The organism is Pseudomonas baltica, from assembly GCF_014235765.1.
Classification (GTDB): domain Bacteria; phylum Pseudomonadota; class Gammaproteobacteria; order Pseudomonadales; family Pseudomonadaceae; genus Aquipseudomonas; species Aquipseudomonas baltica.
In genome coordinates this window covers 68,942-82,174 of record NZ_JACMYH010000001.1, presented here as the reverse complement: position 1 = coordinate 82,174, position 13,233 = coordinate 68,942, and the positions used below count along the sequence as shown (strand labels likewise).

The 13,233-nt window shown below is 64.4% G+C and carries 13 protein-coding genes; 10 read left to right on the top strand and 3 right to left on the bottom strand.

The features are described from left to right. Positions 1 to 94: 94 nt before the first annotated feature. The 4 genes from H7993_RS00385 to H7993_RS00370 all read left to right on the top strand — a co-directional run bounded on the left by H7993_RS00385 (position 95) and on the right by H7993_RS00370 (position 4,056). The gene (locus H7993_RS00385; protein ID WP_185793044.1) at positions 95 to 1,390 is read left to right on the top strand and encodes an MFS transporter; all 1,296 of its coding nucleotides are present in this window, start codon (positions 95 to 97) and stop codon (positions 1,388 to 1,390) included. A gap of 134 nt (positions 1,391 to 1,524) precedes the next feature. Continuing rightward, a complete protein-coding gene (locus H7993_RS00380) occupies positions 1,525 to 2,502 on the top strand; it encodes an aliphatic sulfonate ABC transporter substrate-binding protein (protein WP_185793043.1) in 978 nt (325 codons plus the stop codon). Positions 2,503 to 2,506: 4 nt separating this feature from the next. After that, positions 2,507 to 3,346, top strand: a complete 840-nt coding sequence (locus tag H7993_RS00375) for an ABC transporter permease (RefSeq protein ID WP_185793042.1) — start codon at positions 2,507 to 2,509, stop codon at positions 3,344 to 3,346. Next, positions 3,343 to 4,056 (top strand): ABC transporter ATP-binding protein, encoded by a 714-nt coding sequence (locus H7993_RS00370; protein WP_185793041.1) that lies wholly within the window; start codon positions 3,343 to 3,345, stop codon positions 4,054 to 4,056. The genes H7993_RS00375 and H7993_RS00370 overlap by 4 nt, the downstream gene beginning before the upstream one ends. Before the next feature lie 158 nt (positions 4,057 to 4,214). Here H7993_RS00370 and H7993_RS00365 read toward each other — a convergent pair whose 3' ends face one another. Continuing rightward, positions 4,215 to 5,072: an SDR family oxidoreductase gene (locus H7993_RS00365; protein ID WP_185793040.1), complete on the bottom strand. Its 858-nt coding sequence runs from the start codon at positions 5,070 to 5,072 to the stop codon at positions 4,215 to 4,217. A gap of 227 nt (positions 5,073 to 5,299) precedes the next feature. Here H7993_RS00365 and H7993_RS00360 point away from each other — a divergent pair, with 227 nt between their 5' ends. Next, a complete protein-coding gene (locus H7993_RS00360) occupies positions 5,300 to 5,572 on the top strand; it encodes a hypothetical protein (RefSeq protein WP_122477368.1) in 273 nt (90 codons plus the stop codon). Positions 5,573 to 5,687: 115 nt separating this feature from the next. Here the strand turns inward: H7993_RS00360 and H7993_RS00355 are convergent, their stop codons facing one another. Then, positions 5,688 to 6,593, bottom strand: a complete 906-nt coding sequence (locus H7993_RS00355; protein ID WP_185793039.1) for a polyprenyl synthetase family protein — start codon at positions 6,591 to 6,593, stop codon at positions 5,688 to 5,690. Positions 6,594 to 6,816: 223 nt separating this feature from the next. On the opposite strand from H7993_RS00355, the gene fni reads away from it, so the two are divergent. Genes fni through H7993_RS00330 form a run of 5 tightly spaced genes read left to right on the top strand, consistent with a single transcriptional unit; the run spans position 6,817 to position 12,778 of the window. Continuing rightward, a complete protein-coding gene (gene fni, locus H7993_RS00350; RefSeq protein WP_185793038.1) occupies positions 6,817 to 7,863 on the top strand; it encodes a type 2 isopentenyl-diphosphate Delta-isomerase in 1,047 nt (348 codons plus the stop codon). Further along, complete coding sequence (locus H7993_RS00345) at positions 7,860 to 9,134, top strand: glycosyltransferase (protein ID WP_185793037.1); 1,275 nt, start codon at positions 7,860 to 7,862, stop codon at positions 9,132 to 9,134. Before fni ends, H7993_RS00345 begins: the two co-directional genes overlap by 4 nt. After that, positions 9,131 to 10,306 (top strand): lycopene beta-cyclase CrtY, encoded by a 1,176-nt coding sequence (gene crtY, locus H7993_RS00340; protein WP_185793036.1) that lies wholly within the window; start codon positions 9,131 to 9,133, stop codon positions 10,304 to 10,306. The genes H7993_RS00345 and crtY overlap by 4 nt, the downstream gene beginning before the upstream one ends. After that, positions 10,293 to 11,783 (top strand): phytoene desaturase, encoded by a 1,491-nt coding sequence (locus H7993_RS00335; RefSeq protein WP_185793035.1) that lies wholly within the window; start codon positions 10,293 to 10,295, stop codon positions 11,781 to 11,783. Before crtY ends, H7993_RS00335 begins: the two co-directional genes overlap by 14 nt. After that, positions 11,780 to 12,778: a phytoene/squalene synthase family protein gene (locus tag H7993_RS00330; RefSeq protein ID WP_185793034.1), complete on the top strand. Its 999-nt coding sequence runs from the start codon at positions 11,780 to 11,782 to the stop codon at positions 12,776 to 12,778. Before H7993_RS00335 ends, H7993_RS00330 begins: the two co-directional genes overlap by 4 nt. Here H7993_RS00330 and H7993_RS00325 read toward each other — a convergent pair. Further along, on the bottom strand, positions 12,660 to 13,196 hold the full coding sequence (locus H7993_RS00325) for a sterol desaturase family protein (protein ID WP_122477356.1): 537 nt from the start codon (positions 13,194 to 13,196) through the stop codon (positions 12,660 to 12,662). The two genes, H7993_RS00330 and H7993_RS00325, sit on opposite strands and share 119 nt — an antisense overlap. Positions 13,197 to 13,233: the final 37 nt, after the last annotated feature.

Below are 13,233 nucleotides of genomic sequence, written 5' to 3'. Positions count from 1 at the left end.
CGGTGTATCGGACAGACCGCAGTTCGGCGTTCGCGGCCACGGACCGCTCCTACGGGATACATCCCGACTTTCTCAATGCTTCAGGAGTTCTTGCATGTCATCCATCTCCGGCCTGCCCGAGCACGCGAGCGCCGAAACGTACCGCAAGATCGTCTGGCGGTTGATCCCGTTCCTGTGCCTCTGCTACCTGGCCTCGTACCTCGACCGCATCAACGTGGGCTTCGCCAAACTGCAGATGCTCGACACCCTGCACATGAGCGAAACCGCCTACGGACTGGGCGCGGGCCTGTTCTTCGTCGGCTACATCCTGTTCGAGGTACCGAGCAACCTGGTGCTGCAGAAGGTCGGCGCGCGCCTGTGGATCGCGCGCATCATGATCAGTTGGGGCGTGCTCTCCGGGCTGACCATGTTCGTCACCAGCCAATGGCATTTCTACCTTCTGCGGTTTCTGCTGGGCGCCGCCGAAGCCGGGTTTCTGCCGGGCGTGCTGTTCTACCTGAGCCAATGGTTCCCGTCGTACCGACGCAGCCGCATCATCGCCCTGTTCATGATCGGCCTGCCGTTGTCGAGCCTGATCGGCGGTCCCCTCTCCGGCTGGATCATGGGCAGCTTCGACGGTGTCGGCGGCCTGCATAACTGGCAGTGGCTGTTCCTCCTCGAGGCCATTCCCACCGTGATACTGGGCGTGCTCTGCCTGGCCATCCTGCCCAATGGCATTGGCGATGCAAAATGGCTGAGCGAGCGCGAGAAACACCAACTGCAGGCAGTGCTGGCCAGGGACGAGAGCGAAAACCGCGGCGGCCACTCGTTTCGTGCAGGCTTTTTCGACATCAAGGTGTGGATGCTCGGCGGCATCGATTTCTCGATTCTGCTGAGCGCCTACGCCATGGGGTTCTGGCTGCCCACGTTCATTCGCAATGCCGGGGTGGCGAATGCCGGCGACATCGGCCTGCTGGTCGCCATTCCCAGCCTTGCCGGGCTGATCGGCATGCTGGCCATCGGCGCCAGTTCGGACCGATACCGCGAGCGGCGCTGGCACATCATCGTGCCTTTCATCGTCGGCGCCGCAGCGATGTTTCTCAGCACCTTCTTCACCCAGAACGTGGCGATCACGGTCCTGCTGTTCTCGGTGGCTTCGCTGGCCATCATTGGCGCAGTGCCGGTGTTCTTCAGCCTGCCGGCGACCTTTCTCAAGGGCACCGCAGCGGCCACCGGTTTCGCCCTGGCCTGTTCGCTGGCCAACATTGCCGGTCTGGTCAGCAATTCCCTGATGGGTGTGGTGATGGATCGCTTCCACAGCCCGCAGATTGCCCTGTGGATCTTCGCCGCCTGCCTGCTGCTCAGTTGCCTGCTGGTTCTGGCACTGCCGGCCAAGACCGTCAATCGCTGAGAGTCAGTGACCCGCGAGCGACTAGCCAGCAGTCTAAGCTAAGATCCAAAAGGTATTTACAGTTGGTTTTTTAGATCATTTAGGCTTGGGGTCCGGCGTGCCAGCCGGCTCTCCCCTGCCAAGGAATGATCACCATGACCCTGTTCTCACGCCTGTCCAAACCCCTGCTGGCTGCCGCCGTGCTGCTGGCCGCCCTCGGCAGCACCGCCCAGGCCGCAGCGCCCGCCGAGGTTCGCCTGGACTACGCCTACTACTCGCCCACCAGCCTGGTGCTGCGACATTTCGGCTGGCTGGAGAAAGCCCTGCCCGGTACCAAGGTCGACTGGGTGCTCAGCCAAGGCAGCAATCGCTCCCTGGAATACCTCAACGGCGGCAGTATCGACTTCGCCTCGACCGCCGGCCTTGCGGCGGTGCTGAGCCGCGCCAATGGCAGCCCGATCAAGACCGTGTACATCGCCAGCCGCCCGGAATGGACGGCCCTGGCCGTGCGCAAGGACTCGACGATCAAGACCGTTGCCGATCTCAAGGGCAAGAAGATCGCCGCCACCAAAGGCACCGACCCTTTTCTGTTCACCTTGCGCAGCCTGCAGCAGGCTGGGCTGAGCAAGGATGATGTGGAGCTGGTCCACCTGCAGCATGCCGACGGCCGCATTGCTCTGGAACGTGGCGATGTCGACGCCTGGGCCGGGCTCGACCCGTTGCTGGCGGCCAGCCAATTGCAGGCTGGCTCACAGTTGCTGTATCGCAACATCGAGTTCAACAGCTACGGGGTGATCAGCGTCACCGAAACATTCGCGGCAGAACACGCCGACACCGTCGAGCAGGTCATCAAGGCCTACGAGCAGGCACGTACCTGGGCGCGGGAGCATCCCGACGATCTGGCAGCACTGCTGGCCAAGGAATCCGGCTTGCCGCTGGATGTGGCCAAGCTGCAGCTGTCGCGTACCGACTTCAGCGATGCACAGCCAGGCCCCAAGCAGGTCGAGGCACTCAAGGCTGCGGCACCGATCCTGACCGCCGAAGGCCTGGTGCGCAAAGGCGTGGACGTCAACGAGGTGGTCGATCGCCTGATCGAGCCGCGCTTCAGCGCTGACGTCATCGGGAAGCCATGAATTCATGAGCACTTCGGAAAAAGCCCTGCCCAGGGTCGCCGCATCGTCCCCTGGGCGTGTATCGACGGCCTGGCGACGCGGCGCCAAGGGCTGGCTGCTGCCCTGCATGATCGTCGCAGTGCTGGAAGTCGTGGTGCGGGCCGGCTGGATTCCCGCCTACCAGATGCCGGCGCCCAGCGATGTGGCACTGACGCTCGCCGAACTGGCGCAGGGCGCGCTGGGCAAGCACGTGCTCGCCAGCGTGGGCCGCGTGCTGGCAGGTTTCGTCATCGGTGCGTCGCTGGCCCTGGTATTTGCCGCCTGGGTGGGCCTGAGCCGGGAAGCCGAGGCCTATCTGGAGCCGACCTTCGCGGGTCTGCGCGCCATACCGAGCCTGGCCTGGGTGCCCTTGTTGCTGCTGTGGCTGGGCATCGACGAGACGTCCAAGATCGTGCTTATTGCCATCGGCGCGTTTTTTCCGGTGTACGTCAACGGTGTTGCCGCCATTCGCAACATCGACCGCAAGCTGGTCGAGGTCGGCCAGATGTATGGTTTCAACGCCCGCCGACTGACCGTGCGTATCCTGTTGCCGGCGGCCATGCCGGGATTGTTCACCGGCCTGCGCAGCGGCCTGAGCATGGCCTGGATGTTTCTGGTCGCCGCCGAATTGATTGCCGCGACCAAAGGCCTGGGTTACCTGCTCAGCGACGGACGCGAAACCTCGCGGCCGGACATCGTTCTGGCAGCGATCCTCGCCCTGGCGGTGCTCGGCAAGCTCAGCGATGGCCTGCTTGCGGCCCTCGAGCGACGCTGCGTCAGCTGGCGCGATGCATTCACCGGCGAAGCCTCGGGGAGCCGCTCATGAACGATGCCCTGTTGAGCCTCCGTGTCCGGCGCAAGGCATTCGGCGACACCGTGGTGCTCAAGGACCTGGAACTGCAGTTGCAACCTGGTGAGCGGGTCAGCCTGCTGGGGCCCAGTGGTTGCGGCAAAAGTACGCTGCTGCGCATCGCCGCAGGGCTCGATCAGGACTACACCGGTGAGCTCGACAGCGCGGGCGACTCGGTGGCGTTCGTGTTTCAGGAACCGCGGCTGATGCCTTGGCTGAATGTAGAGCGCAACATCGGCTTTCACGATGATGGGCATTATGACCAGGCCTGGGTGCGGCAGCTGATAGACGAAGTGGGACTGGGCGGGTTTGCCGAGGCGCTGCCCAAGGCATTGTCTGGCGGCATGGCGCAGCGGGTGGCGATCGCCCGTGGGCTTTATTCCAGGCCCAAGGTGTTGCTGCTGGACGAGCCGTTCAGTGCCGTGGATGCGTTCACCCGAATGAAGCTGCAGGATTTGTTGCTGGACTTGGCTGAGCGCCATGACATCGCGTTGTTGCTGGTGACTCATGACGTGGATGAAGCGCTATATCTGAGTGATCGGGTGTTGGTGATGGGGCATCGGGCCAGTGGCATAGGCGGTGGGATCGATGTGGATCTGGCGCAGCCGAGGGATCGGCGGGATCCGGTGTTGGCGGGATTGAAGGTGCAGGCGTTGACGCGGCTGCAGGTCGCTCATGTGGTTTGATCTTTATGTACGGCTGGAGCGCCTCTTCGCGGGCAGAGGGCTCGCCGCCCGCCCCGCTCCCACAGGGGTCCCGGGTGGACTTGGGAGTATGTGGGAGCGGGCTCTGCCCGCGAAGAGGCCCGAGCGGACAAAACAAGGACCGCCAACCGGGCGCAGCCTTACAGAATAGGCTTGCCCCCTGTCACCGCATAGCGCGAACCGGAGATATAGCTGCTTTCATCAGACCCGAGCAACACATAGATAGGCGACACCTCCACCGGCTGCCCCGGGCGACCCAGCGGGGTTTCTTCGCCAAAGGTCTTCACTGCGTCCGGCGGCATGGTCGCCGGAATCAATGGCGTCCAGATCGGGCCCGGTGCCACGCTGTTCACGCGGATGTTTTTCTTGCCCAGCAACTGCGCCAGGCCCGCGGTGAAGTTGGCAATCGCGCCCTTGGTGGTCGCGTAGGGCAGCAGGGTCGGCTTGGGCATGTCCGAGTTGACCGAGCTGGTGTTGATGATCGAACCGCCCGACGGCATGTGCGGCACTGCTGCCTTGCAGATACGAAACATCGCTGTGATGTTGATATCGAAGGTACGCACCCACTCCTCGTCAGGAATCTCGTCCAGGGTTTCGTGGCTCATCTGGAACGCGGCGTTGTTGACCAGAACGTCGATACGGCCGAAACGCTCGACCGTCTTCTCCACGATGGCCAGGCACTGCTCTTTCTCGGCCAGATCGCCTGGCAGCAGCAAGCACTGGCGTCCGGCTTCCTCGACGTAACGGGCGGTGTCCTTGGCGTCCTCATGCTCATCGAGGTAAGAGATCACAACGTCAGCGCCTTCGCGGGCATAGGCAATCGCCACAGCGCGGCCAATGCCGCTGTCGCCACCGGTGATCAGGGCGACCTTGTTGGCCATCCGTCCTGAGCCCTTGTAGCTGGTTTCGCCACAGTCGGGAACGGGATTCATCTTCGACTGCGTGCCAGGTACCGATTGCTGCTGCGGCTCGAACGGCGGAGTTGGATAGTTGGCCATGGGTATCTCCATAGGTTGGTAAAGAAAAGGTGCGCAAAAAATGCGTTGCGAAAACATCCCTCGAAATGGATACGCGTGCAAAGTCGACTTCCTTGTCCGCGCAAAAGTTTGTTTTTTTTGTGCGGCGCCTGTGCAGGTGTGATCGCAGACGCAAGGAATCTCTCGCGCCTGACCGAGTCACAATGGCGTAACCGATGCATTTTCATTCAGCAGTCAGAGAGGCATTCATGAGCAACGTCGAACTTGAGCACGAAGTACTCACCCGTTTGCTGCACGCGCATCCCCACGGCCTGGGCAAGGAAATTCTCGACAATTATCGCGGCGAGAAGGCAGTGGCCGGAATGATCAAGACGCTGCAGGAAAAAGGCCTGATCCAGGGCAAGCCGGTCACGGTCGAAGACCACGAACCCGCGCTCGAATACCCGATAAAACTGAGCAGCGCAGGCGTCGACGCCGCGAAGAAACACGATGCGGAGAAAGGCAGCAACCCGCACGCCTGACGATCAGGTAGCGCAGACCTTCAACCCGATCGAACAGCAAAGGGCATCGAGCGTACTCGATGCCCTTTGTCGTGAAGGAGCATAATTCGGGAAAAGGAGTACTGACAGGTGAAGGTCACGCGCAGGTAGCGGCCTTGACGAATATCAGCTGCAGGAAGCGGCTGATGTGATCATCCTGCGCATAGGCGTCGGCCAGGCAGGCGCGAGCCTTGTCCAGGTGTTCCTGCAGGCGCCGCTTTACTTCATCCTCACCGCACAGCGCCATGAAGGTCGACTTGCCGTCGTCCTTGCCCTGGTCCTTGGCCGTGGCTGGGCTGTGATCATGAAGATCGTCGTACAGTTGGAAGGCCTGCCCCAGTTCCAGGGCAAAGCACTGCAGCACGGCGCGTGTAGGCGGTGGTGCATCGCTGATCAGGTAGGCCATGTCCATGATTGCGCTGAACAGCACGCCGGTCTTGAGGTTGTTGGTGGCGGCAATTTCCTCTGCGGTGCGCGGGTGCAGGCCTTCGCGCAGGTCTTGCAGCTGACCCCGGGCCAGACCTTGAGCGCCGATGGCGTTGGCCAATATTTCCACCAACTGGGTTCGAATCGAAGGCTTCAGCCCGTCGATGCCCGCCACCACGGCGAAGGCCCGCGACAACAGCGCCACTGCAGCCAGAATGGCAACGTCTTCGCCAAACGCCAGGTGCGTGGTGACACGGCCCCGGCGCAGCCTGGCGTCGTCCATGCAGGGCATGTCATCGAGCACCAGCGATGCGGCGTGGACCATTTCCACCGCGCAGCCCAGATCCAGGGCCGCCTGGTCGCTGGCCCCCAAGCCGTTCGACGCCAGGATCAACAGGATCGGACGCATGCGCTTGCCCGGCGCCAGGGCACCATCGCGCATCGCCGTGGCCACAAGGTCGCGCTCATTGCTCGCCGTGGGCAGCAAGGCGTCCAGGCGCGCTTCGATGGTCGTGCGCAGCAGGGCCATGTGCTCGGTGAAACCGCTATCGCTGGTCGCAGACGTGTCAGCTGTCATCGTTCCCTCTGTTCTTGTTTCGAGTCCTGCGGCCGCCGGAGACGAGGTATCGGCATGGCCTGGCGCGGGCAGCTGCGCTCCTAAACAAGGAACGACTGCGCAGCGCCGATGCCTGAGCCTGTGAAGATGGACATACGTTATGCGAATATGAGCACGCCGTACAACTCTCTACCATGGACAGACCGCAGGCGGCCGTAAATGATTCCTGAGCAATGGAGCTGACATGAAGCACGACGAGTTGAGTCGACGCAAGGATGACCACCTGGACATCGTTCTGGACCCGCTCAGGGCCGGCACACGGGCGGGCGCCGGCTGGGACGTGGTCCAGTTCGAACACTGTGCGCTGCCCGAACTGGACCTGGCAGACATCGACCTGAGCAGCTCGTTGCTCGACATCGCCCTGCGCGCACCCTTGCTGATCAGTTCCATGACCGGTGGCGCCCTGCGCTCCGTGGCGATCAACCGTCACCTCGCCGAAGCGGCGCAGGCGCTGGGCATCGCCATGGGTGTCGGCTCGCAGCGGGTCAGCCTGCAGACCGGCAACGACCAGGGGCTCACCCGCGACCTGCGGCGCATCGCCCCGGACATCCCGCTACTGGCCAACATCGGTGCAGCACAGTTGCTCGAGAAAGACGGCATGGACCTCGCCCATCGTGCGGTCGACACCCTGGAAGCCAACGGCCTGATCATTCATCTCAACCCGCTGCAAGAAGCGGTGCAGCCCGAAGGCGACCGGCACTGGCGCGGCGTGCTGGCGCAGATCGCCCGTGCAGTGACTGTTCTGAAAGTACCGGTGGTGATCAAGGAAGTCGGCGCCGGACTCTCGGCCAGCGTCGCGCAGACCTTGGTCGAGGCCGGCGTGCAGGTCATTGATGTGGCGGGCGCAGGCGGTACCAGCTGGGCCGCAGTGGAAGGTGAACGCGCCACCCGCGCGGCCGACCGTGCGGTGGCCATGGCATTCGCCGGCTGGGGCATTCCCACGGCGACCTGCATCCAGACCGTGCGCCAGGCCTTGCCGCAGGTACGCTTGATTGCCTCGGGCGGCGTTCGCGATGGCGTCGATGCAGCCAAGGCCATTCGCCTGGGCGCGGACATCGTTGGCCAGGCCGCTGCCGTGCTGCCAGGCGCAACGCTGTCCACCGAAGCGGTGATCGAACACTTCGAGGTGGTCATCCGCCAACTGCGCGTGGCCTGTTTCTGTACCGGCTCGGCCAATCTGTCAGGCCTGCGCCATGCCCGCCTGCTGGGTCCGCAGGCCCTGCCTCGATGAGCCACTTCGGCGTCGTGGCGCCCGCCTACTACAGTCATTTTCACGCCCTGCAGGCTTTGGCCGAGGAATTGATGCGACGAGGCCACCGTGTCACGTTCTTCCACCAGGCGGACGCCGCGCGCTGGGTCACGGCTCCCGGTATCGGCTTCGCAGTGCTGGGCCAGGCCAGCCATCCGCCCGGCAGCCTGCAGCGCAGCCTGCGTCTGGCGGCAAACCCAGGCACACCGTGGGGCCTGCGGCAGATCATCGAGCAATTGGCAGCGACCACCCGCATGTTCTGCGACGAGCTGCCGGCAGCCTTGGCGCAACACGGCGTCGACGCGCTGCTGTGCGACCAGATGGAGGCTGCCGGCGGCCTGGTCGCGGAAAGCCTGGGGCTGCCCTTCGTTTCGATAGCCTGCGCGCTGCCGGTCAACCGTGAGCCGGGCCTGCCGTTGCCGGTGATGCCCTTCGCCTATGCCACGGACGAGCGCAGCCTGCACATGTACCGCGGCAGCACCCAGGTCTACGATTGGTTGATGAAGCCCCATGCGCGCGCCATCCAGAGCGCTGCGAAAACCCTCGGCCTGGCGCCACGCAGTGCGTTGCACGAATGTCTTTCGCCACTGGCGCAGATCAGCCAGACCCTGGCCGGCTTCGACTTTCCCCGCCAGCACGCCCCGCCCCACCTGCACGCCGTCGGCCCGCTGCGCAACGCTACCATTCACGGCCAGGGGCACTGGCCAATCGACCCGCAACGCCCGTTCGTCTTCGCCAGCCTGGGCACGCTGCAAGGCCAGCGCCTGGGCATGTTCGAGCGGATGGCCAAGGCCTGCCGCCACCTCGACGTGCAATTGCTGATAGCCCACTGCGGCCTGCTCGATTCAACTGCGGAGCAACGCTTGCACCGCCTGGGCGCCACATGGGTGACCGATTTCGCGGCGCAGCAATGGGCCCTCGAACGGGCCGATGCGGTGATCACCCACGGGGGGCTGAACACCGTGATGGATGCCATCGCCAGCGCCACGCCCATGCTGGTGATGCCCATTGCCTTCGACCAGCCCGGCGTGGCCGCGCGCGTGCGCCATCATGGCATCGGTCGCCAGTTGCAGCGCCGCGCGCGGCCTTCGCGCATTGCCCAGGTGCTGCGCGAGGTATTCGACATGCCGACACCGGCCTTTGCCCGCTTGAAGGCAGAACTGGCCAGCGCGGGTGGCACGGCCAAGGCGGCGGCTGTCGTCGAAACCGCAGTGCGCACGCGGCAACCCGTAGTGGCCGGAGCCCCGTCATGACCTACGACCTGATCCTCGCCGGTGCCGGCCTGGCCAATGGCCTGATCGCCTGGCGACTGCGCCAGGTGCGCCCTGAACTGAAGGTACTGTGCATCGATTCGCAGCAGAGCCTGGGCGGCAACCATACCTGGTCGTTCCACGATGGCGACCTGACCGCCGAGCAGCACCACTGGATCGAACCCCTGGTGGTCAAGCGCTGGCCTTGCTACCAGGTACATTTCGCCGAGGTCTCGCGGCGAATGGACAGCGGCTACGCCAGCATCACCAGCGAGCGCTTTGCCGAGGTCATCACCCAGGCCCTGGGCTCGAGCCTGCGCCTGGGCGAAACCATTGCCGAACTGGGCCCGCGACACGTGCGCCTGGCCAGTGGCGAGACGCTGCAGGCCCAGGCGGTGATCGACGGCCGCGGCGTGCAGCCCAGCCGCCACCTGGTGCTGGGCCAGCAGGCATTCGTCGGCCAGCTGCTGCGCCTCCAACAGCCCCACGGCCTGCTGGGGCCAATCATCATGGACGCGCGGGTCAGCCAGGGCGAAGGCTATCGCTTCGTCTACGTGCTGCCCTTTTCGGCCGATACGGTGCTGGTCGAAGACACCCATTACGTGGATCGCCACACCTTGAGCTGCGATCAGTTGCGCGAGCATATCGCCGACTACGTGCGCTGGCAGGGCTGGACAATCGCCGAGTGCCTGCGCGAAGAACAGGGCGTGCTGCCGATCACCCTGGCCGGCGATTTCGATGCGTTCTGGCAGCAAGCCGCCGGCCAACCCCTTTCCGGCCTGCGCGCCGGCCTGTTTCACTGCACCACCGGCTATTCGCTGCCCCATGCGGTGCGCCTGGCCCAGTGGCTGGAGGAGCAGACCGACATGGACGCCGACCGCCTGTTCACGGGTATCCGCGAACACGCACGCCAGCAATGGCAGGCGCAGGGTTTCTATCGCCTGCTCAACCGCATGTTGTTCCTGGCCGGCAAGCCTCAGGATCGCTGGCGGGTGATGCAACGCTTCTACCGCTTGTCGCCCGCGCTGATCAGTCGATTCTATGCAGGCCAAAACCACTGGCGTGACCGCGCCCGGATTCTCGTCGGCAAGCCTCCCGTGCCCGTCGACGAGGCCGTGCGCGCCGCCCTCAGATCTTCTCCCCGGCAGTTCGAGAACCCCCATGAATCCAGCTAAAACCGCCATCGTCATCGGCGCAGGCTTCGGCGGCCTGGCCCTGGCGATCCGTCTGCAGGCCGCAGGCATCCACACCACCTTGCTGGAAAAGCGTGACCAGCCCGGAGGCCGAGCCTATGTCTACCGCGACCAGGGCTTCACCTTCGACGCCGGCCCGACCGTGATCACCGACCCTTCGGCCATCGAAGAACTGTTCACCCTCAGTGGCAAGCGCATGGCCGACTACGTCGATCTGCTGCCGGTCAAGCCGTTCTACCGGCTGTGCTGGGAAGACGGCACGAAGTTCGACTACGCCAACGACCAGGCCGAACTGGACCGCCAGATCCATGCCCTGAACCCACCGGACGTCGCCGGCTACCAGCGCTTCCTGGCCTACTCTCAGGCGGTGTTCAAGGAAGGCTACCTCAAGCTTGGCGCGGTGCCCTTCCTGTCGTTTCGCGACATGCTCCAGGCGGGTCCGCAACTGGCTCGGTTGCAGGCGTGGCGCAGCGTCTACTCGATGGTTTCAAGCTTCATCGAGCATGATCAGTTGCGCCAGGCATTCTCGTTCCACTCGCTGCTGGTGGGCGGCAACCCGTTCGCCACCTCGTCCATCTACACCCTGATCCATGCCCTGGAACGCGAATGGGGCGTGTGGTTTCCCAAGGGCGGCACCGGCGCGCTGGTGCAAGGCATGGTCAAGCTGTTTCAGGACCTGGGCGGTACCGTGGAGTTGAATGCCGAAGTGGCGAAGATCGACGTCGAGCACGATCGGGCCACGGCAGTGCATGCGCGCGACGGCCGCAGCTGGCGCGCCGACTGCCTGGCATCGAACGCCGACGTGGTGCATACCTACGCCGACCTGCTGGGCGAGCACCCGCGCGGTCGACGCGAGGGCAAGCGCCTCAAGGGCAAGCGCTTCAGCAACTCGCTGTTCGTCATCCATTTCGGCCTGAAGCGCCCACAACCGCAGTTGCAACACCACACGGTGTGCTTCGGTGCGCGCTACCAGGCGTTGATCCACGAAATTTTCAACGGCGCCGAACTGGCGACGGATTTCTCCCTGTACCTGCATGCGCCCTGCGTCACCGACCCCAGCCTGGCCCCACCGGGCTGTTCGAGCCACTACGTATTGTCGCCGGTTCCGCACCTGGGCAATGCAGCCATCGACTGGTCGGTGCAGGGCCCGCTGTACCGCGACCGGATTTTCGAATACCTGGAAGAGCACTACATTCCCGGCTTGCGCGAAGATCTGGTCACCTGCCGCATCTTCACCCCGGATGATTTCCAGACCGAACTCAACGCGCACCTGGGCTCGGCGTTTTCGCTCGAGCCGGTGCTGCAGCAGAGTGCCTGGTTCCGCCCGCACAACCGCGATGCGCAGTTGAACAACGTCTACCTGGTCGGTGCCGGCACCCATCCAGGCGCTGGGGTACCGGGCGTGATTGGCTCGGCCAAGGCGACTGCCGGGCTGATGATCGCGGACCTGCATTCATGAGCACGCCGGCGCCGGATCCGGCGCTGCGCGAACATGCCGAGCAGAGCATCGCCGTGGGTTCGAAAAGCTTCGCTGCAGCCGCCAAGCTGTTCGACGAACGCACGCGGCGCAGTGCGGTGATGCTGTATGCCTGGTGCCGCCATTGCGACGACGTGATCGACGGACAACAGGCCGGCCACGACGCGGTATCGATCAGCGCTGAAGAAGCGCAGCGGCGGCTGGCCCTGCTGCAGGCCCAGACCCGTGCGGTGTACGCCGGGGAGCCTGCCGGCGAACCAGCGTTTGCCGCGTTCGCCGAGGTCGTGCGCGAGCACGGCATTCCCGAACACAACGCAATGGAACACCTGGCCGGGTTTGAAATGGACGTGGTGGACCGCCGCTATCACACCCAGGACGACACGCTGCAGTACTGCTACCACGTGGCTGGCGTGGTCGGCCTGATGATGGCGCGGGTCATGGGCACTGACGATCCACGCACCCTGGATCGGGCCTGTGACCTGGGGCTGGCGTTCCAGCTGACCAATATTGCCCGAGACATCGTCGAGGACGCGCGTATCGGCCGCTGCTACCTGCCCGCGCAGTGGTTGGACGAGTTGAACATTCCGCTGCAGGCACTGGCCGCGCCTGAGCACCGACCGGCCGTGGCAGTGCTCGCCCAGCGCCTGGTCAACCTGGCCGAACCCTACTACGCCAGTGCCCAGGCCGGCCTGGCGGCCCTGCCCTGGCGCTCGGCCTGGGCGGTGGCGACCGCCGCCGCGGTGTACCGACAGATCGGCGTGAAGGTAGTTGCGGCGGGCAGCCATGCCTGGGATGCCCGCATTTCAACCTCGAAGGCGGAAAAGCTGGCAGCCGTGAGCCAAGGCGGATGGCGCGCCGTCAGCGCTCGCTGGCGGCAGTGGCCGCAGCGCCCTGCGCAGCTGTGGAGTCGGCCTCGTCCGCCTTGCGCAGCGGCCCCTGGTGCAGTGCGCGAAGCTGAGCACGCAAACGCGTCGTAGAAGGCGCGAACAGAAAGCCGAAGGAGACGCAGCGCTCCTTGCCCTCTACCGCGTGGTGCATCAAGTGCGCCTGGTAGAGGCGCTTGAGGTAACCACGCCGGGGCACCAGGTGGAACGGCCAGCGCCGGTGCACCAGCCCATCGTGAACCACGAAATACAGTGCGCCATAGGCAGTCATGCCCGCGCCGATCCACTCCAGCGGATGCAGGCCCTGGGTCCCCAGGGCAATGAGCACGATTGCCAGCCCTGCGAACACCACCGCGTACAGGTCGTTCTTCTCGAACCAGCCAGTGCGGGGCTCGTGATGGGAACGATGCCAGCCCCAGCCCCAACCATGCATGAGGTACTTGTGGGCCAAGTAGGCAACGCCTTCCATGGCCGCCAAGGTGATGAAAAAAACCAGGCTGTTGAGGATCACTGCTGCTCTCTGCCAAAGCGGGTAGGCCACTATCTTA